Annotated in this window: 21 protein-coding genes; 3 read left to right on the top strand and 18 right to left on the bottom strand. The window is 71.7% G+C overall.

The window, feature by feature from the left end:
- Position 1: 1 nt before the first annotated feature.
- From QQG74_RS25265 to pepN, 5 genes are all read right to left on the bottom strand, one after another.
- Positions 2–850, bottom strand: coding sequence for a DegV family protein (locus tag QQG74_RS25265; protein WP_341717198.1), 849 nt, complete (start codon positions 848–850; stop codon positions 2–4).
- A 28-nt stretch (positions 851–878) separates the two neighbouring features.
- Positions 879–1,529 (bottom strand): histidine phosphatase family protein, encoded by a 651-nt coding sequence (locus QQG74_RS25270; RefSeq protein ID WP_341717199.1) that lies wholly within the window; start codon positions 1,527–1,529, stop codon positions 879–881.
- Positions 1,526–1,930 (bottom strand): ribosome silencing factor, encoded by a 405-nt coding sequence (gene rsfS / locus QQG74_RS25275; protein WP_341717200.1) that lies wholly within the window; start codon positions 1,928–1,930, stop codon positions 1,526–1,528. The genes QQG74_RS25270 and rsfS overlap by 4 nt, the downstream gene beginning before the upstream one ends.
- A 99-nt stretch (positions 1,931–2,029) precedes the next feature.
- Entirely contained in the window at positions 2,030–2,626 is a 597-nt protein-coding gene (gene nadD, locus QQG74_RS25280) for a nicotinate-nucleotide adenylyltransferase (protein WP_341717201.1), read from the bottom strand.
- A gap of 64 nt (positions 2,627–2,690) precedes the next feature.
- The gene (gene pepN / locus QQG74_RS25285) at positions 2,691–5,204 is read right to left on the bottom strand and encodes an aminopeptidase N (RefSeq protein WP_341717202.1); all 2,514 of its coding nucleotides are present in this window, start codon (positions 5,202–5,204) and stop codon (positions 2,691–2,693) included.
- A gap of 67 nt (positions 5,205–5,271) precedes the next feature.
- Here pepN and QQG74_RS25290 point away from each other — a divergent pair, with 67 nt between their 5' ends.
- Positions 5,272–5,490, top strand: coding sequence for a DUF397 domain-containing protein (locus tag QQG74_RS25290; protein ID WP_111244256.1), 219 nt, complete (start codon positions 5,272–5,274; stop codon positions 5,488–5,490).
- A 98-nt stretch (positions 5,491–5,588) separates the two neighbouring features.
- On the opposite strand, the gene QQG74_RS25295 is transcribed toward QQG74_RS25290, so the two are convergent.
- The 5 genes from QQG74_RS25295 to QQG74_RS25315 all read right to left on the bottom strand — a co-directional run bounded on the left by QQG74_RS25295 (position 5,589) and on the right by QQG74_RS25315 (position 9,511).
- Entirely contained in the window at positions 5,589–6,761 is a 1,173-nt protein-coding gene (locus QQG74_RS25295) for a zinc-dependent alcohol dehydrogenase (protein WP_341717203.1), read from the bottom strand.
- Positions 6,758–7,405, bottom strand: coding sequence for a cyclase (locus tag QQG74_RS25300; protein WP_341717204.1), 648 nt, complete (start codon positions 7,403–7,405; stop codon positions 6,758–6,760). Before QQG74_RS25300 ends, QQG74_RS25295 begins: the two co-directional genes overlap by 4 nt.
- Positions 7,406–7,591: 186 nt before the next feature.
- Positions 7,592–8,242 (bottom strand): DUF3618 domain-containing protein, encoded by a 651-nt coding sequence (locus QQG74_RS25305; RefSeq protein ID WP_341717205.1) that lies wholly within the window; start codon positions 8,240–8,242, stop codon positions 7,592–7,594.
- Positions 8,239–8,688, bottom strand: coding sequence for a phage holin family protein (locus QQG74_RS25310; protein WP_341717206.1), 450 nt, complete (start codon positions 8,686–8,688; stop codon positions 8,239–8,241). The genes QQG74_RS25305 and QQG74_RS25310 overlap by 4 nt, the downstream gene beginning before the upstream one ends.
- 31 nt (positions 8,689–8,719) lie before the next feature.
- Positions 8,720–9,511, bottom strand: a complete 792-nt coding sequence (locus QQG74_RS25315; protein ID WP_341717207.1) for a hypothetical protein — start codon at positions 9,509–9,511, stop codon at positions 8,720–8,722.
- Between the two features lie 243 nt (positions 9,512–9,754).
- Between QQG74_RS25315 and QQG74_RS25320 the strand changes: the two genes are divergently transcribed.
- Positions 9,755–10,231 carry a DUF4383 domain-containing protein gene (locus QQG74_RS25320; protein ID WP_341717208.1) on the top strand — a complete coding sequence of 159 codons (477 nt, stop codon included), beginning with the start codon at positions 9,755–9,757 and terminating at the stop codon, positions 10,229–10,231.
- Between the two features lie 9 nt (positions 10,232–10,240).
- Here QQG74_RS25320 and obgE read toward each other — a convergent pair whose 3' ends face one another.
- The 6 genes from obgE to QQG74_RS25350 all read right to left on the bottom strand — a co-directional run bounded on the left by obgE (position 10,241) and on the right by QQG74_RS25350 (position 18,889).
- Positions 10,241–11,689, bottom strand: coding sequence for a GTPase ObgE (obgE, locus tag QQG74_RS25325; protein WP_341717209.1), 1,449 nt, complete (start codon positions 11,687–11,689; stop codon positions 10,241–10,243).
- A gap of 91 nt (positions 11,690–11,780) precedes the next feature.
- Entirely contained in the window at positions 11,781–12,035 is a 255-nt protein-coding gene (gene rpmA / locus QQG74_RS25330; protein ID WP_341717210.1) for a 50S ribosomal protein L27, read from the bottom strand.
- A gap of 11 nt (positions 12,036–12,046) precedes the next feature.
- Positions 12,047–12,361 carry a 50S ribosomal protein L21 gene (gene rplU, locus QQG74_RS25335; protein ID WP_341717211.1) on the bottom strand — a complete coding sequence of 105 codons (315 nt, stop codon included), beginning with the start codon at positions 12,359–12,361 and terminating at the stop codon, positions 12,047–12,049.
- Positions 12,362–12,761: 400 nt separating this feature from the next.
- A complete protein-coding gene (locus QQG74_RS25340; protein ID WP_341717212.1) occupies positions 12,762–15,962 on the bottom strand; it encodes an Rne/Rng family ribonuclease in 3,201 nt (1,066 codons plus the stop codon).
- A gap of 131 nt (positions 15,963–16,093) precedes the next feature.
- Positions 16,094–16,813 (bottom strand): TIGR03936 family radical SAM-associated protein, encoded by a 720-nt coding sequence (locus QQG74_RS25345; protein ID WP_341721373.1) that lies wholly within the window; start codon positions 16,811–16,813, stop codon positions 16,094–16,096.
- Positions 16,814–16,903: 90 nt separating this feature from the next.
- Positions 16,904–18,889: a TIGR03960 family B12-binding radical SAM protein gene (locus QQG74_RS25350; RefSeq protein WP_341717213.1), complete on the bottom strand. Its 1,986-nt coding sequence runs from the start codon at positions 18,887–18,889 to the stop codon at positions 16,904–16,906.
- Between the two features lie 313 nt (positions 18,890–19,202).
- On the opposite strand from QQG74_RS25350, the gene QQG74_RS25355 reads away from it, so the two are divergent.
- Positions 19,203–20,789 (top strand): hypothetical protein, encoded by a 1,587-nt coding sequence (locus QQG74_RS25355; protein ID WP_341717214.1) that lies wholly within the window; start codon positions 19,203–19,205, stop codon positions 20,787–20,789.
- 58 nt (positions 20,790–20,847) lie between these two features.
- On the opposite strand, the gene QQG74_RS25360 is transcribed toward QQG74_RS25355, so the two are convergent.
- The gene (locus QQG74_RS25360; RefSeq protein ID WP_341721266.1) at positions 20,848–22,047 is read right to left on the bottom strand and encodes an IS110 family transposase; all 1,200 of its coding nucleotides are present in this window, start codon (positions 22,045–22,047) and stop codon (positions 20,848–20,850) included.
- Positions 22,048–22,343: 296 nt separating this feature from the next.
- Positions 22,344–23,042, bottom strand: coding sequence for a lysophospholipid acyltransferase family protein (locus QQG74_RS25365; protein WP_341717215.1), 699 nt, complete (start codon positions 23,040–23,042; stop codon positions 22,344–22,346).
- Positions 23,043–23,163 lie beyond the last annotated feature (121 nt).

Genomic DNA, 23,163 nt, shown 5'->3' on the forward strand with positions numbered 1-23,163 from the left:
GTCAGCGGCGGCGGTGGATGACCACGCAGGCGAGGCCCGGGCCGGCGTGGGCGGCGACGGCCGCGCCGGCCTCGGAGACGTACCTGTCGTGCAGCCGGTCACCGAGCCGGATGGTCAGTGCGTCGAGCAGTTGCTCGGCCCGGTGTGGCGCGGCAAGGTGGTGCACGGCGAGGTCCACCGGTGCGTCTCCGGCGGCCTCGACGGCCAGGTCGATCAGTCGTGCCACGCCTCGGCTGGCGGTACGCACCTTGTCCCGCAGCACGATGACGCCATCGGGCATGTGCAGGATCGGTTTGACCGAGAGCGCGGTGCCGAGCAGCGCCTCGGCGGCGTTGATCCGGCCGCCCCGGCGGAGGAACTCAAGCGTGTCGACGTAGAAGAAGATTGTGGTTCGACCGACGGTGTCGACGGCGGCGGCACGTACGCCGGCCAGGTCGGCACCGTCGGCGGCGGCCCGGGCCGCGGCGATGGCCGGAAAGCCGAGACCCATGCCGCAGGAGCGACTGTCCACCACCCGCACCCGGTCACCGAGCTGGGCAGCGGCCAACTCGGCCGCCTCGACCGTGCCGGAGAGACCGGCCGACAGGTGGACGGAGACCACCCCGTCGGCCCCGGCGTCCAGCAACTCGCGGTACGTGCGGGCGAACTGCTCCGGCGACGGGCGGGAGGTGCTCACCGATACCCGCCGGGCGCTCAGGGCACGGGTGGCGTCCGCCGGGAAGACCTCCACCCCCTCCAGCCCCTCGACACCGTTGAGCACCACGGTCAGCGGCACCACGGTCAGCCGGTACGCCGACACCAGCTCGGGTGGAAGGTAGGCGGTGGAATCGGTCACGACCGCGACGGGCATGCTCGGCACGGTAGCCGATCGCACTGGATCAGCCGTGTTCAGCCATCCCGGGAGTGGCCCGCGCGGTGCCGTCGGTAGGCATCGGCCCGACGTTGTGGGCCCGCAGGTGCCAGCCGCGCCCGGCATCGTGGCGCAGCTCGGTCCAGTGGCAGTTGCGCAGCGAACCGACCGCGCGCAGCACGCTGTGCTCCCAGCCGAGCAGGTATCCACAGCCCTGCCGGGCGGCGCCGCCGTGGGTGGCGACGACGATCGTGCCGCCGGCCACCTCGTCGGCGGCCTCCTGCAACGCGGTGCCGATCCGCTTGCCCAGCTCGTCGAGATGCTCGATGCCGGCCCCCGGGTCCGGGTCACCGGCCCGCCAGCGGGCGTACTCGTCGGGGTACCGCTCGGTGACCTCGGTGAGCAGCAGGCCCTGCCAGCTGCCGAAGTAGCGTTCGCGCAACCGGGCGTCGGATCGCACCGGCAGGCCGGTCAGCGCGGCCAACGCGGCGGCGGTGTCGGCGGCGCGGCTCAGGTCACTTGCCACGATGGCGTCCGGCCGCATCGCGGCGAGCAGCGGCGCGGCGGTCCGCGCCTGCTCGCGGCCGAGGTCGTTCAGGGGTGCGTCGGACTGGCCCTGCACCCGGCTGGCGGCGTTCCAGTCGGTGTTGCCGTGCCGCCAGATGATCAGGCGGGTCACTCGCCCGATCCGGCGGCGGCCTCGGCCCGAGCCAGGTCCCGGTCGACGAACGGGATGGTCGGGCAGTCCTTCCAGAGCCGGTCGAGGGCGTAGAACTCGCGTTCCTCGGTGTGCTGGACGTGCACCACGATGTCGACGTAGTCGAGCAGCACCCAGCGCCCGCCGCGCTCGCCCTCGCGCCGGACCGGCTTCGCCTTCTCGGGCAGGTCGAGCAGGGCCTCTTCGATGGCATCGACGATGGCCAGCACCTGGCGCTCGTTCGGGGCCGCGGCGAGCACGAACGCGTCGGTGATCGCGAGCTGGTCGCCCACGTCGATGATGACGATGTCCTGAGCCTTCTTGTCGGCTGCCGCCTGGGCGGCGGTGATCGCCAGCTCGTGAGCGCGTTCGGAAACTGTCACCGTTCTCCTTCGATCATTCGTGCGATGATTCCAGCCTCTCACACCTGCCGGATTTGCGACCTACCGGTTTTCGCCCAATACCGGGATGAACAGGCCGATTCACTCCAGATAGAGCCGCCTTTTTGCGATGTACTGCACCACACCGTCCGGCACCAGATACCACAGCGGGGCACCGCGAGCGACCCGCGCCCGGCAGTCGGTGGACGAGATCGCCATCGCCGGCACCTGGACCAGACTGACCGTGTCGGCCGGCAGGTGGGCGTCGGAGAGTTCGAAGCCGGGCCGGGTCACCCCGATGAAGTGCGCCAACTCGAAGATCTCGGTGAGGTTCTTCCAGCTCAGGATCTTCTCCATGGCGTCCGCGCCGGTGATGAAGAACAGCTGCGCCTTGGGCCCGTACACCTCGTGCAGGTCGCGCAGGGTGTCGACGGTGTAGGTCGGGCCACCCCGGTCGATGTCCACCCGACTGACCTGGAACCGCGGATTGGAGGCGGTGGCGACCACAGTCATCAGATAGCGGTCCTCGGCCGAGCTGACCGGCATGTCCGCCTTCTGCCACGGTTGACCGGTCGGCACGAAGATCACCTCGTCGAGCCCGAACCGGTCCGCCACCTCGCTCGCCGCCACCAGGTGCCCGTGATGGATCGGGTCGAAGGTACCGCCCATGATCCCGATCCGCCGGATGTCGTCCACCACCCCATGATCCTAGAACCCACCCCGGGCCGGGCCGGCACCGTCCGTACCGCCCCGGCCACCGGTGTCAGGCGGTCGTGGCGGCCACCGCCGTCCGGGCCAGCAGGGCGCGGCGCAGGTCGTCGTCGGCGTCGACGACCACCCGGCGCAACCCGGGGGTGAGGTCGTCGCGGGCGAGCAACGCCGCGGCTGCCTCCCGGGTGGATTGCGCCACGGCGTAGCGGGGGAAGGCCAGCTCCGCCACCTCGTCGGCCACCCAGGGCGTACGCAGCCGCGCGGCGGCCGGCATGTCGGTGAAGTACCGCGCGACGTAGTCGGCGGTCAACTCCGCCTGCTCGGGTTGCCAGAAACCGGCAGCGGTCGCCTCGACCAGCCGGTTGGACAGCTCGGTGTTCGACACGATGATCTCCCACCCGGCCCGCTTGGCCGCCGGGTCGGGCAGCGCCGCCCGGCATCTGGCGGCGCGCTCCGCGCCGGTGGCGCTCGGATCGGCCGCCGCCTCCGCCGCGATCTCGGCCTCGCCGGCCGCGCCCAGCAGCACCAGCCGGGCCAGGATCGCCCAACGCAGCTCCACGTCGACCGCCAGCCCCGCCGGTACGTCCCGGCCGGCGAGCCAGCCCCCGAGCAGGTCGGCGTCGGTGCTCGCGGCGATCAGCCCCCGCGCCGCGGCCAACTGCAACGACCCGCCCGGCGCGGCACCGTCGAGCAACCGCCGGCAGGAGTCGGCGAGCACCCCCAGGGCGGTCCGGCGGGCCGCCGGGTCGAGGTAGCGGTCCACCAACGAGCGGCTCAGCGCGAGCACGTCCTCGGCGATGATCACCTCGGTCTCGGTGGGCAACGCCGTCGCGATCAGCTCCACCACCGCGCCTACCGGTCGCTCGCCGTCGGTCGCCGCGTCCAGCGCCTCGCCCCAGAGCAGCGCCCGGGCCAGTGGGTCGGCCAGACGGGGCAACAGCTGCGGCACGGCATCGGCCGAGGCCGGATCGAGCCGGATCTTGGCGAAGGTCAGGTCACCGTCGTTGGGCAGCAGAACCGCCGCCGCCGGCGCACCGGCCAGCTCGGCAAGGACCGTACGCCCCTCGTCGACCTTCGGATCCAGGTCGACCTCGACGCGCTCGGCGGTACCGTCGACGGCGTACCGGCCCACCCCGATGCGGTGCGGGCGCAGCACCGGGTGCGTCGGCGGCGCGGTCTGCGCGACGACCACCTCGGTGTACCGGCCCTGGCCGTCCACGGTCACCTCGGCCCGGAGCGTGTTCACCTGAGCGGTCCGCAACCAACTCTGCGCCCAGCCGCCGAGATCCCGACCACTGGCGGCGGAGAGGCTGGCCAGCAGGTCCGCCAGGGTGGCGTTGCCGAACCGGTGCCGGGCGAAGTGGTCGTTCAGGCCGGCCAGGAAGGCGTCGTCACCGAGCCACGCCACCAACTGCCGCAGCACGCTGGCGCCCTTGGCGTACGAGATGCCGTCGAAGTTGAGCAGGCCCTCGGCGGAGTCGGCCACCTCTTGCGGGGCCACCGGGTGGGTCGAGGGGCGCTGGTCGGCGGCGTAGCCTCCCGCCTTGCGGCGCAGCGCGAAGGTCGTCCACGCGCCGTCGAACCGGGTCGCCTCGGCGGTGACCCGGGTGCCCAGGTACTCCGCGAACGACTCGTTCAGCCACAGGTCGTCCCACCAGCGCATGGTGACCAGGTCACCGAACCACATGTGCGCCATCTCGTGGGCGATGACGGTGGCCCGCAGCTCGCGCTGGGTATCGGTGACCGCCGACCGGAAGATGTAGTCGTCGCGGAAGGTGACCAGGCCCGGATTCTCCATGGCACCGGCGTTGAACTCCGGCACGAACGCCTGGTCGTACTTGCCGAACGGGTAGCGCTCGTCGAAGAGCTGGTGGAAACGGTCCAGGCACTGCTTGGTGACGGTGAAGATCTCCTCCGCGTCGGCGTCCAGGTGCTCGGCGAGCGAACGTCGGCAGTAGACGGCGAGCGGGATGCCGTCGTGACTGTCCCGGCGTACGTGCCAGGGACCGGCGACCAGGGTGAAGAAGTACGTCGCGATGGGCAGGGTGGGCGCGAACTCCCAGCGTCCCGGGCTCGGATTGGCGGCCAGCTCGGCATTTGCCGCGACCGTCCAGTGCGGCGGTGCGGTGACCGAGAGGGTGACCGGCGCCTTCAGGTCAGGCTGGTCGAAGGCGGCGAAGATGCGCTGCACATCGTCCAGGAAGGACATCGCGTAGAGATAGGTCTCGCCGTCGGCCGGATCGACGAACCGGTGCATCCCCTCGCCGCTGTTCATGTACGCCATCTCGGCGTCGACGGTAAGCGTGTTCTCCTCGGTCAACCCGGTCAGCGGCAGCCGGTTGTCGACGAACGTGGCCGGGTCGAGGTCGGCGCCGTTGAGCCGTACCGCAAGCAGTTTCGCAGGCTTGACCTCGGCGAAGGTCTCGGTGGCGGTGGCCCGGAACCGGATCGTGACGTGCGAGCGGAACCGCTCTGCGTCCCCGGTCAGGTCGAGGTCCACCTGGTAGGACGTGACAGAGATCGACGCGCCACGCGCGGTCGACTCTGCACGGGTCAGGCTCGGCATCCGCTTATCCTGCCCGATGGGCCGAGCAACCGGCTCGCCAATTCCCCTGACCCTGGAGGACCTGACCATGACAACGCACCCCAAGGGCGACTTCGACCTCTCCCGCGCGGTCTGGCAGCGGGCCGAGGGCGACACCTCCGAGGCGGCGGTCGAGGTCGCCTTCGTCGACGACCTCATCGGCATGCGCAACTCCGCCGAGCCGGACGGCCCGGTGCTGGTCTTCACCAAGGCCGAGTGGGACGCCTTCGTCGCGGGTGCCCAGGACGGCGAGTTCGACCTGGACTGACTCCCCGGCGACGGCGGAGCGGCCCACGCGTCGGCACCGGCGGGCGACGCACCGGCTGACTCCGCCGAAGGGCCGTCCGGCCCCTCGGCGGAGCACGGTCAGGCCGGATGCAACACGGTACGCAGGCAGCCGTCCTGCTTCTTCTCGAAGATCTCGTAGCCCCGCGCGCCCTGCTCCAACGACATCGGATGGGTGGCCAGGTAGCCAGGGTCGATCTCGCCGGCGGCGAGCCGGTCCAGCAGCATCGGGATGTAGCGCTGCGCGTGCATCTGGCCCATCCGCAGCACCAGCGCCTTGTTCATCGCGGCACCCAGCGGGAACTTGTCCACCAGGCCAGCGTACACGCCGACGATGCTGACCGTGCCGCCCTTGCGGGCCGCCATGATCGCCTGCCGGACGGAGGTCGGCCGATCGGTCTGCAACCGGGCGCTCTGCTTGGCCCGGTCGTACGCGTACGCCGGACCGACGTCGTGCGATTCCATGCCGACCGCCTCGATACAGGCGTCCGGTCCCCGGCCGGCGGTCAACTCGCGCAGCGCCTCAAGCACGTCGGTCTCGGCGTAGTTGACGGTCTCCACGCCCAGCCGGTCGGCGGCGGTGGCCAGCCGCTCCGGCAGCCGGTCCACCATGATGACCCGTTCCGCGCCGAGCAACTGGGCGGCCCGGGCGGCCATCTGGCCGACGCCACCGGCACCCCACACCGCGACCACCTCGCCGCCGCTGAGGTTGCAGAAGTCGGCGGCCATCCAGCCGGTGGGCATCGCGTCGGAGGCGAAGACCACTGCGTCGTCGGGCACCCCGTCGGGCACCTTGAACGCACCGACGTCGCCGAACGGCACCCGCACGTACTCGGCGTGGCTGCCGGAGTAGCCACCGGCGGCGTGCGAGTAGCCGAGAATGCCGGCGGGCGAGTGCCCCCACAGTTTCTCGGTGAAGACCGGCTGCGGATTGGAGTTGTCGCAGAGCGAGTACTGCTCGGTGCGGCAGTACCAGCAGCCGCCGCAGGCCACCACCGAACCGACCACCACCCGGTCGCCGACGGCGAGGCGGCGCACCCCGGGGCCGGTCTCCACCACCTCGCCCATGAACTCGTGGCCGAGGATGTCGCCCTCCCGCATGGCGGGCAGGTACCCGTTGATCAGATGCAGGTCCGAGCCGCAGACGCTGCTCGCCCGGACCTTGACGATGATGTCGCCGTCGGCGCGGACGGCCGGCTCCGGCACATCGCGTACCTTCAGCTTGCCGACGCCCTCCCAGCACAGCGCCCTCATGCCCGTCCTCCCGTCGACAACCGCTCACGCACCTTGTCGGTGGCCCGTTCCTGCCTTCGGTTGCGTCCGGCGGGATCGCGTCGGGTATCGATCGCCTGACCGCACTCGATAAGCGACTTCGCCCGGCGTAGCGTGTCGCGCAGCCGCAGGTCCGGCTCGTCGGCACGGGCCAGGCCGAGCGCTCGGCGCACCGGAGAGGAGCGGTACCGCAACTCGGCGCGGATCTCGGTGCCCCGGCCCTGCGGGGCGGGCGACAACTCGATCGTGCCCTGCTGCTCCGGACCGTCGGTGACCCGCCAGCTCAGCCGGCCCGGACCGGTGACGGTGATCTCGGCCCGCCACTCGGTGCCGGCCCCGGACGGGTCATGCGCCACCACCCGCCAGTGCTCGTCGTCGATCTGCTCCAGCGTCGCCCACTCGGCCAGCGCGCGGTCCAGTCGCTGGCGGTCGGTCCAGAAGCCGATCACCGCCTCGACCGGCCGGTCGACCGTCACCCCGCGCCGCACCACGTACCAGCCGTCCATCTTCTCGGGCTGGTGCCGGTGCCGCCGTCGGGCCACCATCCGGCCCACGCCCACGCCCACCCCGACAGCGGTCACGGCGGCGGTGCCGAGCAGGGCCCATCTCGTTCCGTTGCTCGTCATCACGTCTCCTTCGCCAGAGGGCGTCCGGCAGCGGACGCCCCGTACGAGCGCTACCCGACACGGTGCTCCCGAAACGGCGCCCAGCAGGCGATCAGCGGCCGGTCGAGGGGCCCCCGAAGGGCGACCGTGGCCCGCACGGCGGTGTGCCGTACGGGCCACGGGGCGGCCGGCGGGTAGGTGATGTCGTCAGGAGCGCACCTCGTCGCGGGCGTGCCGGGCCTGCTCGCCGACGTCCTGGGCAGCGGTGCGGGTGTCGTCCCGGACCGTCTGCGCGGCCTCCCGGGCGGTGCCCTTGACCGACTCGGCCGCCTGCTGGGCCGGCTCGCGCAGTTCCTGGGTGACCTCGTTGGCCACCCGGCTCAGCTGCTCGGTGACCATTCCGCCGTGCTCGCCGGCCTTCTGTCGTACCTGGGTGGCCAGCTGCTGCTCGCGGCGGCTCGCCGGGATGAGCGAGGAGGCGAGCATCCCGACGCCGAAGGCGATCAGGCCGGCGGCCAGCGGGTTGCCCTCGGACTTGCGTCGAATGGCCTGCGGGGCGCGGTGCGCGGCGTCGTTTACGGTCGAGGCCGCCGAGTGCGCGGCGTCGCCGACGGCGGAGGCCGCCGACGAGGCGCGGTCGCCGACCGAGTGGGCGCCGTGGCTGGTGCGGTGGCCGAGATCGGATGCGGTTCCCATTACCGTCTCCCTCACATTCTGCAACGCGGTACGCACCCGCTGCTTACGGTCGTTGACGATCCGGCCCGGGCTGACCTTGTACGCCAGGGCGTCCACGTCAGAACTCAGGTGGCTACGGGTGGCTTCGATCTCCCGGCGGATCTGGTCGGGATCGGTGCTCATCGGGTCACTCCCTCCGGGTGCGGCTTGAGCGCGTCGGGGATGCGCTGCACGCTGTCGTTTGTCTGCTTCAGGCCACGGATGCGCTCGGCGTTGCGACGGCCCAGTACGTAGAGGACCGCCGCGATCGCGGCCCACAGGATGGCCACGATCAGTCCGGCCCAGCCGGCATCCATGACGTTTGACAGCCCGGCCCAGAGCGCCAGCGACAGGAAGAGCGCGACCATGTACGCGCCGAACCCGGCCCCGCCGAAGAGGCCGGCGGCCTTGCCCGCCTTCTTCCCCTCCTGGCGGATCTCGGCCTTGGCCAGTTCCACCTCCTGCCGCATCAGGGTGGACAGGTCGCTGGTGACCTGGCGCATCAGCTCACCGATCGAGCTGCTCTTGACCTCCGCTGCCCGCTGGCGGTAGTCGGAGTCGACTCCGGGATCCTGCGTCGGTGCGGTCATCGCGTCGCCTCCTTCCGGAATGCTCGGGCCGTCACCGGGCGGTCCCGCTCGACGGCATCCCGGGCAGCGGGTCGGTCTGGCCCACCGGCGGCAGCGGGTCGGTCTGACGCACCGGCGGCAGCGGGTCGGTCTGACGCACCGGCGGCAGCGGGTCGGTCTGACGCACCGGCGGCAGCGGGTCGGTCTGGCCCACCGGCGGCAGCGGGTCGAGGTAGCCGCCCGGCGGTACGGCGTCCGGCACCGCGCGCTGCGCGGGGGGCGCAGCCGTCGTCGGCAGGACGGCGGTGCGGTCCGGGTCGTACCCGGGCCCGTCGTCGCCGGTCGCGGAGAGATTGCGGGTCAGCCGGCCGGCCACCACACCGAGCAGCGCGGCGCCGACCAGAAAGGTGCCGGGGTTGCGGCGGGCGTAGTCGCGTACCTCGGTGAGCAGGTCACCTGGCTCGCGCCGCTCCAGCCAGCCGGCCACTCCGTGCACCCGCTCGGCGGCCTGGCGGGCCACCTCGCTCACCGGGCCATCCTGGCCACCGTTGTCGGCCATCGCGCGCATCTCGTCAGCCAGCGAGTGCAGGCCACCGGCGGCCCGACGCTGCTGCTCGCCGGCCTGGCCGGCAAGCGTCGTACGGGCCTCGCCGTACAGGTCACGGGCCTGGCGGGCGGCCTCCCGGCCGACCTCCTTGCCCTGCTCCCGCGCGGTTTCGGCGACCGCGCCACCGGCGTGCGCCGCCTCCGAGCCGACCTGCCGGGCCTGCTCGCGTACGCCGCCGCTGCCATTCGGCGAATCAGGTGCCTGGGTCGCGGGGGTGGATGACAGGTCGTAGGTCATGATGTCCCTTCCACTGCGATTCCTCGCGGTCATTTCGGGGGGTGCGGCGGACGGACTTGCCGCCGCCATTGATCACCTACCCTGAGCCCGGCCGCCCATGCCTGATTCGTCGTTTCTCTGCGGGATCGTCCGCCGGCCGACAAAAATGAGGGGTCAACGGGCCATCGAGATCGCCGGGTACGGTGCTGCACCTCGCCGCCCCGGCGGCCACCGGCCTCTCCCTGATGCACAGAGGTGACATCGATGGCGCATCGGTCAGACCGGGGCCGGACGGGCCGCAGCCGGGTCCAACTCGCCGCCCTCGCGGTGGCGCTGCTCTTCCTGGTCCTCGGTGTGGCCGGTTTCATCCCGGGGATCACCACCGACTACGGCGAGATGTCCTTCGCCGGGCACCACTCGAAGGCGAAGCTACTCGGCCTGTTCCAGGTCTCGATCCTGCACAACCTGCTGCACCTCGGCTTCGGCCTGATCGGTCTGGTGCTGGCCCGCCGGGTGGCCGGTGCGCGGTTCTTCCTGGTCGGCGGCGGCGCGATCTACCTCGTGCTGTGGCTGTACGGGTGGGCGGTCGAGGACGAGAGCGCGGCCAACTTCATCCCGGTCAACGGCGCCGACGATTTCCTGCACCTGGGACTCGGCTTCGGCATGCTGGCCCTGGGCCTGCTGCTCTCCAACAACGTGGGCACCGGCACTCCGCCGGACACCCCCTTCGACCGCCCCTGACCCACGCGGCTATTCGACCTCGTCCGGTTGGGGGGTCGGCTCGTCCTCGTCGGCGGGCCGCTGCCGGCGGGCCTTGCGGGCCGCCAGCCGCTCGGCGGCGCTGGCCCGGGTCGGCCGCTCCTCCAGCCGGACGTCGCGACCGCGCGCACCGGGCACGAACTCGGCACCGGCGTAGAGCGTCGGCTGCCAGTCGAACTCCCGCTCGCCGATGCGGACCAGGTCACCGGGCTGGGCACCCGCCTTGGCCAGCTTCTCCTCCACACCCAGCCGGGCCAGCCGGTCGGCGAGGTAGCCGACCGCCTCGTCGTTGTCGAAGTTCGTCTGGCGCACCCACCGCTCCGGCCGGGCCCCGAGCACCGTGTACGAACCGTCCTTCTCCGCCTCGATGGTGAACCCGGCGTCGTCGACCGCCCTCGGCCGGAGCACGATCCGGGTCGGCTCGGCCGGCGGCGTCGCCGCCCGCGCCTGCTCGACCAGTTCGGCAAGCGCGAAGGTGAACTCCTTGAGCCCCTCCCGGGTGGCCGCCGACACCTCGAAGACCCGCAGGCCACGCGCTGCCAGGTCGGGCCGGACGATCTCGGCGAGGTCACGGCCGTCGGGCACGTCGATCTTGTTGAGCGCGACAAGTCGCGGCCGGTCCGCCAGGCCGCCGTACGCGGTCAGCTCCGCCTCGATGGTGTCGATGTCGGCCAACGGATCCCGGCCGGGCTCCAGGGTAGCGGTGTCGATCACGTGCACCAGCACGGCGCAGCGTTCGACGTGCCGCAGGAACTCCAGCCCGAGCCCCTTGCCGGTGGCCGCGCCCGGAATCAGACCGGGCACGTCGGCGACCGTGAAGGTGTGGTTGTCGACCCGGACCACACCGAGGTTCGGTACCAGCGTGGTGAACGGGTAGTCGGCGATCTTCGGCTTGGCGGCGGAGATCACCGAGATCAGCGACGACTTACCGGCCGACGGGAAACCGACCAGGCCGACGTCGGCGACGCTCTTGAGCTCCAGCACCACGTCCAGTTGCTCACCCGGCTCGCCCAGTTCGGCGAAGCCGGGCGCCTTACGGCGGGCGTTGGCCAGCGAGGCGTTGCCTCGGCCACCGCGCCCACCCCGGGCCACCTCGAAGGTGGTCCCGGCACCGACCATGTCGGCCAGCACGGTGCCGTCCAGGGTCTGCACCACCGTGCCGTCGGGCACCGTGAGCACCAGGTCGGCACCGTTGGCGCCGTCCCGGTTCGAACCCGCGCCACCGCGGCCGTTCGACGCCTTGACGTGCGGCCGGAAGTGGAAGTCGAGAAGCGTGTGCACCTGCGGGTCGACCACCAGGGAGACGCTGCCGCCGTGCCCGCCGTTACCCCCGTCGGGGCCGCCGAACGGCTTGAACTTCTCCCGGTGGATCGAGACACAACCGTGCCCGCCGTCGCCGGCCTGTAGGTGCAGGACGACCCGGTCAACGAAGGTAGTCACGCCGCAATCCTTCCAGCGGGGATCGCCCCCGCGCGAGAAAAGGCGAAGCGGGCCGGGACATCAGGTCCACGGCCCGCTTGTCGCTTTTGAGCTACTGCTGCGGCACGATGCTGACGGTCTTGCGACCGCGCTTGGTGCCGAACTGGACCGAACCGGCGGCCAGCGCGAAGAGCGTGTCGTCGCCGCCACGGCCAACCAGGTCACCGGGGTGGAACTTGGTGCCACGCTGCCGGACGATGATCTCGCCCGCGCTGACGACCTGACCACCGAAGCGCTTCACGCCGAGTCGCTGGGCCGCGGAGTCACGGCCGTTACGCGAGCTGGACGCACCCTTTTTGTGAGCCATCTTGAGACGACCTACTTCCCGCTGGAGATGCCGGTCACCTTGACCTGGGTCAACGGCTGGCGGTGACCCTGGCGCTTGTGGTAGCCGGTCTTGTTCTTGAACTTGTGGATCCGGATCTTCGGGCCCTTGGTGTGCGCGGCGATTTCGCCGGACACCTCGACCTGAGCGAGCTTGGTCGCGTCGGTCACCAGGTCGTCACCGTCGACGAGGAGCACCGCGGCGAGCTTCACCGCGTCGCCGGGGGCACCGGCGAGCTTCTCGACCTCGATCACGTCGCCCTCGGCGACCTTGTACTGCTTGCCGCCGGTCTTGACGATCGCGTACATCGGAGGCGGACTCCCTGTCGTTGAGGCTGCTGGCGGTCGTCCCCACGGCGGCTCGCCGGGTAGCAGAGGCACGGCGGCGCGGGCACGCGGGAACTCGGCACACCAAAGTGCGCCGCAGGTTAGCGTACGCCATCGGAACCCCCGACCCCAAACCGGCCCGGAAGGAAGGGCCCCCTCTTAACGCCTGCGGTAGAGGAAGGGCCCCCTTTTAACACCCGCCGCAGCCGTCCAACACCCGCCGCAGCCGTCCAACACCCGCCGCACCCGTTCAACACCCCGCCGCAGCCGTCCAACACCCGCCGCACCCGTTCAACACCCCGCCGCGCGGCCTTGGCGACACACGTAGCGGGCCCCTCCCGGCAGTGTCGCCAGGAGGGGCCCGGAAGTGTCCGACCTCGGGTCAGGGGCGGGTACGACGACGCGCGCCACCTCGACGGGAGCGCCGCCGGCCGGTACCGCTCTCCGTACCGTCCTCCTCGTCGGCCTCACCGAGCGCGTCCGGGTCGTCCGGTGCGGCGAGCCGGGCCGACTCGCCCTGCTGGCTGTCGGCGACGTCCGGCGCGGCCGGCGTATCCGTCTCGTACCGGGACAGGTCGTAGCCCATTGTGTCGTGGAAGTCGACGTCGACGGTGCTCGTGGTGTCGGTCTCGGTGACCTCGACCACGGTTCGCTCGGCCGGTGCGCTCTTGCGCGCCCGACGGCGGGACGATCCGCTGCCCTGCTCGGTGGCGACCGGAGCGGCGGCCGAGGCGACCGCCTTGACCTTGTCGCCGCCGCCCGACCGTGGCTTCTCCGGCACCGGCTCGGTGTGGATGATCAGCCCTCGGCCCTTGCAGCACTCGCAGGTCTCGCTGAACGCCTCCACCAGCCCGGCACCGATCCGCTTGCGGGTCATCTGCACCAGACCCAGCGAGGTGATCTCGGTGACCTGGTGCTTGGTCCGGTCCCGGCCGAGGCACTCGGTCAGTCGACGCAGCACCAGTTCCCGGTTCGACTCCAGCACCATGTCGATGAAGTCGATCACCACGATGCCGCCGATGTCGCGCAGCCGCAGCTGGCGGACGATCTCCTCGGCCGCCTCCAGGTTGTTGCGGGTGACCGTCTCCTCAAGGTTGCCGCCAGCCCCGGTGTACTTACCGGTGTTGACGTCGACCACGGTCATCGCCTCGGTCCGGTCGATCACCAGGTGGCCGCCGGAGGGCAGGAAGACCTTCCGGTCGAGCCCCTTGAGAATCTGCTCGTCGATGCGGTACTCGGCGAAGACGTCGGTGGTGCCGACGTGCCGACGCAGCCGGGTGACCAGGTCCGGCGAGACGTGCGACAGGTACGACTCGACCATGTCGTACGACTGGTCGCCCTCGATCACCAGCTCGCGGAAATCCTCGTTGAACAGGTCCCGGACCACCCGGATGACGAGGTCCGGCTCCGCGTAGAGCAGCACCGGTGCCCCGCCCTCGGCGGCCTTGGCCTGGATGTCCTCCCACTGCGCCTGGAGCCGCTTGACGTCCCGGGCCAGCTCGTCCTCGCTGGCCCCCTCGGCCGCGGTCCGGACGATCACCCCGGCGCCCTCCGGCACCAGCTTCTTCAGCGCGTCGCGCAGTCGCTTGCGCTCGGTGTCCGGCAGCTTGCGGCTGATGCCCGAGGCGTTGCCGCCCGGGACATACACCAGGTGCCGGCCGGAGAGCGCGATGTGGCTGGTCAGCCGGGCACCCTTGTGACCGATCGGGTCCTTGGTGACCTGCACCAGCACCGAGTCGCCGGACCGGAGCGCCTGCTCGATCGAGCGGGCCCGCCCCTCCAGCCCGGAGGTGTCCCAGTTGACCTCACCGGCGTACAGGACCGCGTTGCGGCCCCGGCCGATGTCCACGAACGCCGCCTCCATGCTGGGCAGTACGTTCTGCACCTTGCCGAGGTAGACGTTGCCGGCCATGGTGGCCGCCGAGTTGCGGGTCACGTAATGCTCGACAAGTACGCCGTCCTCCAGCACGGCGATCTGCGTACGGTCACCGCGTTGGCGTACCGCCATCACCCGGTCAACCGCCTCCCGGCGGGCCAGGAACTCGGATTCGCTGAGGATCGGCGGGCGGGTCCGACGCTGCTCGCGGCCGTCCCGACGGCGCTGCCGCTTGGCTTCCAGGCGGGTCGAACCGGAGACGCCCTGCACCTCGTCGACAGTCTTGCGCGGCTCTCTGATCTTCACCACCGTGGGCACGCCGTCGTCGTCCGCAGCGGCCTCGGTGTCGCCGGCTCCCCGGCGGCGGCGACGCCGGCGTCGCCGGGTCAGCCCGTCGCCCTCGGCCTCGTCGCCGTTCTCCTCGTCGCCGGCCTCTTCGTCGGCTTCGCTGGTTACCGCCTGGACCGGCTCCTCGGCCTCGTTCTCGTCGGCGTCCTCGGCACCGCCCTTACCGCGACCACGGCCCCGGCGACCCCGTCGGCGACGGCGGCGCCCGGACAGGCTCTCCTCGTCGTCCTCGTCCTCCTCGGCGTCCTCCTCGGCGGTCCCGGTGGGCTCCTCCTCGACGGTCTCGACCTCCGGCACCGGCTCGGCTTCCCGCCGGCTGCGGCGGCGCCGCCGCGACGGTTCGGCCGGTTCCTCGGCGGTTTCCTGCTCGGCCAGGGCCAGCGCCTCGGCAGCCGCGGCGGCGCGGGCCGCGGTGACTTCCTCCGGAGCCATGAACAGCACAGTCGGTGCGGTGAGCGCAGCCCGCCGCCGACGGGACCGGGACTCTGGTGCCGGCTCCGCAGCCGCCGGGGACGCGGTCGGCTCGCCAGCCGCCGGGGACGGTACCGGCTCGGCAGGCGCTGCCGTACCCGGTGCCGGCTCGGCCTCGACGTTCGCGTCCGGCCCGGCAGGCAACGTGGCGGCAGCGCTGGGCGGCACCGCGCCCGCGCCGAACTCGGTACCCGCCGCGGGCTCCGCGCCGGCCGCCGGCCCTTCGTCCGGGGCCGGCTGCGCACCGGCCGCGGACCGCTCCGCCGCCGCGGACCGCTTCCGGGCCGGAGATCGCTTCGCCGCCGGCTGCTCGGCTGCTTCGGGCTGCTCGGTGGCAGGTTCGGCCGCCGCGGGGGCCGCCTTCTTGCGGCGGGTACGGGTGACCTTGAGTGGCGGTACGACGTCGCCGTCGGCGGGTGCCACCTCGGCCGCGTCCATCGGCTCCTCGGCGACCTGCTGGGTACCCGTGGCCTTGCGCCGACGACGTGGGGTCTTCGCCGCAGTGTCCAGGTCGGCGGCGACCGGGGCGAAGACCTCAGCCTGGGGTGCCTCTCCGCTGCCCATGGGCGAGCTGCTGGGCGCCTCCACCGGGGCGTCGGTCTGCTCGGGCTGGCTGAGCGGGCTGCTCCGGCGTCGTGAGGTACGTCGCTTCGGCGGCGTACCGACGACCGCCGCGTCCCCCAGGTCGGCGGTGCCGCTCACCGCGTCCCCGGTCTCCCTCGGCCCCACGGTCTCCGGCCCGACGCCGGTCGCGGCCGGTGGCAACCCGGTGCCCGGGTCGGTCGCGGCCGGTGGCGCCCCGGTCGCGGCGGCGGTGCTGTTCTCGGCGGTCTCGGCGGCCGGGTCAACGCCGGTCCGTTCGCCGCCCTCGGGCTCGTTCTCGAGCATGGACGTTCTCCAGTTCTGGCTTCCCCGGGCGCGGGTGAGCGCTGCCACGCAGGGTTGCCGCAATGGTGTTTCCCCGGGCGCACGGGCGTGCGCGACCGGCGAAGTCTGCCTGTCTGGGCGCCGACCGTCGGTCAGCGTCCGCCGATGGTTGCCCCGTCGCGGTCCGCGTCCAGCGGGTCCACGATCGCCCCCTGCGCGGTCAGCGTGCCCTGAGCCAGCCGGATCACCTTCGGGGCCACCGGCGGCTCCAGGCCGGCCACCACGCGGAGGCCGGAAAGGACGTCATCGGGTCGTACGGACGGGGTGACCTGCCGCACGACCAGTTCGAGTATCGCACACGGTACGGCCGGCGCCCCGGAAGGCGTCGCCGGTGCGCCATCTACATCGATGACAATCACCGCCCCACGCGCATCGAAGGTCCGCCTCCCCTGCTTGGTCATCCGCTCGACCAGCACCTCCTCGGCTGCGGTGAAGGCGGCGACCGCCTTCACCGCAACGTCGGGATCCACCTCCGGCAGCTCGATCCGCCAACGGGACGCCTCGATCCGGTCGGCCAGGCTGCCCCCGGTGGCCACCACCGCGTCGAGTACGTCGAGGCCGGGCGAGAGCGCCGCGTCCAGGGCCATTCGCAGTTGCGTCGGTTCGACCGGCTCACGCAGACCGATCTCCAGGTACTCCGCCTCGCTCGCCACCCCGGTCGGCGCCGCGCTGGCGTACGAAATCTTGGGGTGCGGGGTGAAGCCCTGGGAGAACGCCACCGGGACGCCGGCACGGCGCAGGGCCCGCTCGAACGCCCGGGCGAAGTCCCGGTGTGAGGTGAACCGCAGCGGCCCCCGCTTGGCGTACCGGATCCGGACGCGCTGGACGACCGGTGCCTGGCCGCCTACGGGCTGTGGTTTCTTACTGATCTTCGTGCTCCTCGCTGGAGGGCCCGACCACTGTCACTGCTGGGCGCCGGTGGGCAGCCGCAGGCCGTTGACCGGGGTCAACGGGAGCAGCTTCCGGCCGGTCGGGCCGATCTGGATCTCGGTGTCCATGGTCGGGCAGACGCCGCAGTCGAAACACGGCGTCCACCGGCAGTCGTCCTGCTCGTACTCGCTGAGCGCGTCCTGCCAGTCCTGCCAGAGCCAGTCCTTGTCCAGGCCCGAGTCCAGGTGGTCCCAGGGCAGGACCTCCAACTCGTCGCGCTCCCGGGTGGTGTACCAGTCGAGGTCGACCCCGAAGCCGGGCAGCACCTCAGCGGCGGCGTCCACCCAGCGCTGGTACGAGAAATGCTCGCTCCAGCCGTCGAACCGGCCGCCGTTCTCCCAGACCCGGCGGATCACCGCGCCGACCCGGCGGTCGCCCCGGGACAGCAGGCCCTCGATCAGCGACGGCTCGCCGTCGTGGTAGCGGAAGCCGATCGCCCGACCCAGCGAACGGTCCGCGTTGATGGCCTGCTTGAGCAGCTTGAGCCGGCCGTCGATGACCTCCGGTCGCTCCATCGCCGCCCACTGGAACGGGGTGTGCGGCTTCGGCACGAATCCGCCGATGGAGACGGTGCAGCGAATGTCCTTGGACCCGGTGGCGGCGCGACCGGCCTTGATCACCTCGTGCGCCATGTCGGCGATTTCGAGGACGTCGGCGTCCGTCTCGGTGGGCAGCCCGCACATGAAGTACAGCTTCACCTGCCGCCAGCCGTTCGTGTACGCGGTGACCACCGTGCGGATCAGGTCGTCCTTCGACACCATCTTGTTGATCACCTTGCGGATCCGCTCCGACCCGCCCTCCGGGGCGAAGGTCAGACCGGTCCGCCGGCCGTTGCGGGACAGTTCCTGGGCCAACTCGATGTTGAACGCGTCCACCCGGGTCGACGGCAGTGAGAGTGACACGTTTGTGCCCTGGTACTGCTCGGCCAGGCCGGAGCACATGTCGCCGATCTCCGAGTGGTCGGCCGACGAGAGCGACAGCAGGCCCACCTCGTGGAAGCCGGAGAACTCCAGCCCCTGCTGCACCATCTGCCCCACGGTGGTGATGGACCGTTCGCGCACCGGACGGGTGATCATGCCCGCCTGGCAGAACCGGCAGCCCCGGGTGCAGCCCCGGAAGATCTCCACCGCGTACCGCTCGTGCACCGTCTCGGCGAGCGGGACGAGCGGCTTACGCGGGTACGGCCAGGCGTCCAGGTCCATCGTCGTGCGCTTGTGTACCCGGAACGGCACGTCTGCCCGGTTCGGCACGACCCGCTGGATCCGGCCGTCGGGCAGGTAGTCCACGTCGTAGAAGCGCGGCACGTAGACGCTCTCGGTACGGGCCAGCCGCAACAGCAATTCGTCGCGGCCACCCGGGCAGCCCTCGGCCTTCCACTCCCGGACGATCGCGGTGATCTCCAGCACCGCCTCCTCGCCGTCGCCCAGCACGGCGGCGTCCACGAAGTCGGCGATCGGCTCCGGGTTGAACGCGGCGTGCCCGCCCGCCACGATCACCGGGTCGGCATCGGTACGGTCGGCCGCCAACAGCGGGATGCCGGCCAGATCGATCGCGTTCAGCAGGTTGGTGTAGCCCAACTCGGTGGCGAACGACACGCCGAACAGGTCGAACTCCCGCACCGGGCGGTGCGCGTCGACGGTGAACTGCGGCACGCCGTGCGTACGCATCAGCTGCTCCAGATCCGGCCAGACCGCGTACGTCCGCTCGGCCAGGGTGTCGGGCAGCTCGTTGAGCACCTCGTAGAGGATCTGCACGCCCTGGTTGGGCAGCCCCACCTCGTACGCGTCCGGATACATCAACGCCCAGCGCACGGTCGCCGCGTCCCACTCCTTGACCACCGCGCCCAACTCGCCACCCACGTACTGGATGGGCTTGGTCACCTGGGGCAGCAACGCCTCCAGTCGGGGCCAGACGGAGTTTTCCGCGACCGGGCGCGGCGTGGTGGACGGGACGCTCATGATGCCCAAGGGTACGCGCTCGCCCGCCGGCCGCCGCGCCACACCTGGCAGGCTCGTCGCGGTTCGAGGCAAGGCTGTACCCGACAGGGCCGGCGCGGTCGAGGCAAGGCTGTACCCGACAGGGCCGGCGCGGTCGAGGCAGGGCTGTACCCGACAGGGCCGGCGCGGTCGAGGCAGGGCTGTTAACAAGGGGCCCCTGCTCTACCGCAGGCGTTAACAAGGGTCCCTTCCTTTCAGCTGCCGGACGGGCCGGATTCGGTCGGGGTGGCACTCCGGTACTAACCTCGGGTCGGCGCGAGAGGAGATTGCCGCGATGCCGGAGCCGCAGCCGGGAGCAGACCGGCCGGTCGACGGGAACCGTCCGGATTCACACCGGAACGGTGAGCCGGCGGTCACCCGGGAACAGCTGCCCACCCCCGTACCAGCGACGGACGGGCCGGTCACCGGCCCCGACGGCACCCACCCGCTGCCCACCGAGCCGCTGCTTAGCCGCCAGACCGACACCGAGCCGCTGGGTGGCGGCCAGACCGAGCCGCAGACCGACGCCCAGTCGGGCGGCGACCGCCCTCCCGCGCCGGCGCCCCCGGCCGACAGCGCCTCGGCGCCAACGGCCGAGCCAGCACCGGCACCCCCGGCCGAGGCAGCACCACCGACAGCAACCGAGACAGCACCGCCGACAGCAGCCGAGGCAGCACCACCGACAGCAACCGAGACAGCACCGCCGACAGCAGCCGAGACAGCAGCGGCGCCGGTGGCCGAGGTCGGCCCGCAGGGCACCCGCATCATGCCCGACGCCACGGCGGAGCCACCGGCACCGCGCTGGAGCGGCTCGGCTCCCGTACCGCCGGCCGCGCCGCGCCGTCGCGGATGGGGTGAGTCCGCCGAGCCGACCCCGCCGCCGCCGATCGCGCCGCCGTCCGGGCGGCCCCAGGAGCCGGAGCACCAGACTCCGGTGGATCCGTGGGCAGGGGTGGACACCAGCGGCTGGGAAGTGCCCTCGGCCGATTTTCCCGCCCTGCCGCCGACGCTGTCCTACCCGAATCCGCCGCCGACCCGGCCATATTCCGGGCCTCCCGCACCGCCGGCCGCCCCGCTGCCACCGATGTCGGCCACTCCGGTACCGCCGATGTCGCCGGCCGCCCCCATGCCGCCGGCGTATTCACCGCCGGGCGGGCAGCCACCGGTTCACCACGCTCCGCCGGTCTCTCCGGCCGGCCGGCCACCCGCCCCGGTCGGACCGCCACCGCCGGCATCGCCCCCGCGCGGCTGGCGAGGCGCGAAGAAGGCCCGGCCGGTCGCTCCACCGCCCGGTTGGCAGGCGCCGCCGGGGTACGTGCCGGTCAAGGTACGCAAGCGGCGGCGTTGGCCCTGGGTGCTGTTGCTCACCCTGGCCTGCTGCTGCGGCTGCCCGGCCTACTACGGCGTACCGATGGCCACCCAGTATCCGGCGAACGCCAACCTGCCGCAGCAGGTGGCCGACCTGCGACTGCGTGAGGACCCGCGCAACGCGCAGGCCGCCCGGCAGTTGGAGACGCAGACCCGGGCAGCGCACTGGCTCGCCGAGGACACCTTCGCCGGCATCTACACCACCAGCGGAGGCAAACGGGTGACCGTCTTCGGCGGCACCGGCTTCCGGTTCACCCCCTCGGCGGACGCCGACGCCGAGATCGAACGGCTCACCGAGCAGTACGCCCTTGGTGAGGCCCAGGTGGTGGAGAGCCGCGTACGGGGTCGGCACGAGCGCTGCGCGGTAGGCAACGCCGACGGCGAAGGGGTGGTGGTCTGCACCTCGGTCGACCACGGCAGCATCACCACCGCCGTGTTCACCAACCTGTCGGTGGACGACAGCGCCCAACTCCTCGGCACCCTGCGGGAGCAGATCGTCACCACGAACGGCTGAGCGGAGCAGTTCGTCACCACCAACGGCTGGGCGTGGGGGGGTGTCCCTATGGGTTTCGTCAAGCGGGGACGGGGCTGGTCGGGCGGGGTTGGTAGGGGATCTTGTCGCGGAGCATGGCGTATAGGACGTCGCAGCGGCGTCGGGCGAGGCAGATGAGGGCGGCGTTGTGGCGTTTACCTTCGGCGCGTTTGCGGTCGTAGTAGGCGCGGCTGACGGGGTCTGCGAGGGATGCGAACGCGGCGAGGAAGAACGCGCGTTTGAGGTTCTTGTTGCCGCCTCGGGGTGGGTGCTCGCCGCGGATGCTGGTGCCGGAGCGTCGGGTGACGGGGGCGAGGCCGGCGTAGGCGGCGAGGTGGCCGGGGGTGGCGAAGGCGGTGCCGTCGCCGACTTCGAGCAGGATCCGGGCGGCGGTCCTGACGCCGATGCCGGGCATCGATGTCAGGACCGGGGCAAGAGGGTGTGCATCAAGCATCCTCTCGACCTGGTCGGCGACTTGGTCGCGTTGGTGTAGGACGTCGCGGAGGCTGTCGGCGAGACGGGGCAGGATCGTCTCGGCTGCTTGGGTGCCGGGGACGGTGACGGTCTGTTCGTCGAGGGCTGCCATGAGCTGTTCGATGAGCCGTTCACCCATGCGGGGTGCGTGGACGGCGGCGATCGAGAGTAGTTTGCGGCGACCGGCTTTGCGGAGTCCGGCCGGTCCGCCGCAGCGCGACAGCAACTCCAGCACGGCCTTGTGGTGCACCTTCGGGCCGAGAACCCGTTCCAGGGCGGGATGAATCTGGGTGAGTAGTCCCCGGATACGGTTCGACACGCGCGTGGCCTCGCCAGCGAGGTCGTCGTCGAAGCCGACGAGGACCTCCAACTCGGCCAGAGCCTCATCTCCGACGTCGACCCGCCGCAGCGTGTGCGGCAGGGTGCGGGCGGCATCAGCGATGACATAGGCGTCGCGGGCGTCGGTCTTCGCGCTTCCGGGGTGCAGATCGGCGATCCGGCGCATCGCCAGGCCGGGCAGGTAGGCCACCTGATGACCGCATGCCCGAGCCACCGCGACCGGCAGGGCGCCGATCGAGGCGGGCTGGTCGACCACCACCAGCACCCGACCGTGGCCGGCGAGTTTGTCGAACAACTGCCTCAGCCGAGCCTCGGTGTTCGGCAACGGTGCGTCGTGCAGCCGCTTGCCGTCCGGCGCCAACCCGACCGCGTGATGATCACCCTTACCGACATCCAACCCGAGGTAGACGCCGTATCCGCCGTGCACCACACCCGCCTCCACGCATCGTCCGTGGCCTCGGCCACAGGTCCAGGCGTCGGACTGCCGGCACCCACGTTACGAAGAGACCAACCCCAAACAGGGCGGCCGTGTCCCTATCAGCGGTCCGCCGACGCCACCCGACCCGGCGACAACACCCCCCGGATCATGCCTACGACAGGGGCAGGAAGTCATACCGGGCCGGGCGACCGAGGAGTCCCCGGCTGGGGACGATCAAAAAGGTAACGGGGGACGGCATCGACGCCGAGGCCGGCCGGTGAGTGGATCAGCACCGGCCGAGCTGGTCAGCCGGCGGTCGCCTCGCCAGCGGTCGGCGACTGGCCGCGTGCCGGGGCGTACCGGGGGACGTACTCCTGACCCGTGAGCTTCTGGATCTCGGCCATCATCTCGTCGGTCATCTCGCGCAGCGACGTCCGGTCGTTGGGACGCCCGCTGAAGTCCAGCGGCTTACCGAACCGCACGGTGATCTTCCCGGTGAAGGGCCTCGGCACCCGCGCGCCGATCGGCTGCACCTTGTCCGTGCCGATCATGCCGACCGGGATGATCGGCACGCCCGCCGCGATGGCCATCCGCACCGCGCCGGTGCGGCCCCGGTACAGCCGACCGTCCGGCGACCGGGTGCCCTCGGGATAGACGACCACCAGGTCGCCGCCCTTGAGCGCGGGGATGGCCGCGTCGAACGCGGAGAGCGCGGCCCGACCGCCCGCCCGCTCCACCGGAATCGCGCCGAGGCCGGTGAGCACGAACTTGGAGAAGCGCCCCTTGACGCCGGCACCCTTGAAGTACTCGGACTTGGCCCAGAAGGCCAGATGCCGCGGGACGACCGTGCCGAGGAACAATTCGTCCGCCACCGAGAGGTGGTTGCCGGCGAAGATCGCACCACCGGTCTGCGGGACGTGCTCCAGTCCCTCCACGGTCGGTCGGAACGCCAGCCGCAGCGCGGGCGCCACGGTGAACTTGCCGATGGTGTAGAGCAGCGGCACTGGTCCTCCGGCGGTGGGTGATGTGCGCAGTCGGGCGCTGACACCGTAGCGGACCCGCGCACACCGGCACGCGCGAGGTAGGCCGGTCCAATCCCTGGCTCGCGGAGTCGATCAAGACGGG

The sequence above is a fragment of the Micromonospora sp. FIMYZ51 genome (genome assembly GCF_038246755.1).
In the GTDB taxonomy this organism is placed as follows: Bacteria; Actinomycetota; Actinomycetes; order Mycobacteriales; family Micromonosporaceae; genus Micromonospora.